The following is a 506-nucleotide window of genomic DNA, read 5'->3' as shown; positions in this document are numbered from 1 at the left end:
TTTTTTTAGGTATAGTTTAACGTCTTTACCCATAGACAAGTTTTTAGAATACAAATTGTTTTAAGAGATGGTTTATAAAGAAAAATAAAAGGAGACCAGGAATGACAATCACTCCGTAAAAAGTAATGACATTTGCCTGCATATGGTACAAATCGTAATCTTTTTCAACTTTGGAAACTATCTTTGCTATTTTTTCATCAGTCTCGGTTTTCTTGCCGTTTTCTTCTGTCAGCTTAGATAGGTTTTTTAATTCTTCTAGAATTGCATCAGAATCTTGTTTCTTCTCTTGATTTTCATCTTGCTTTTTCTTTTCAAGTTGCTCTTGTTCCTGTTTATCTTTATCAATGCGCTCATTAAATTTCTTTAATTCGTCATAGACTTTATTTGTTGCTTTTGTTTGCTCATTTAACTTATCAAGTAAACTTTTGTTATATTCTTCAATACTACCTGATAATTTAGAAAGCTCCTCCGGCTTCATTATGCAGCCACATCAACCGCTTCAACAT

Annotated in this window: 1 protein-coding gene; it reads right to left on the bottom strand. The window is 31.4% G+C overall.

Annotation, left to right across the window (positions count from 1 at the left end):
• Positions 1 to 43 precede the first annotated feature (43 nt).
• A complete protein-coding gene (locus HMPREF2613_RS00630; RefSeq protein WP_070478196.1) occupies positions 44 to 478 on the bottom strand; it encodes a hypothetical protein in 435 nt (144 codons plus the stop codon).
• Between the last annotated feature and the right edge of the window lie 28 nt (positions 479 to 506).

Origin of the sequence: Streptococcus sp. HMSC070B10 (genome assembly GCF_001808665.1) — a bacterium.
Taxonomy (GTDB): Bacteria; Bacillota; Bacilli; order Lactobacillales; family Streptococcaceae; genus Streptococcus.
Note: the sequence above shows the minus strand (reverse complement) of the source record. Positions and strands in the feature narration are given on the sequence as shown.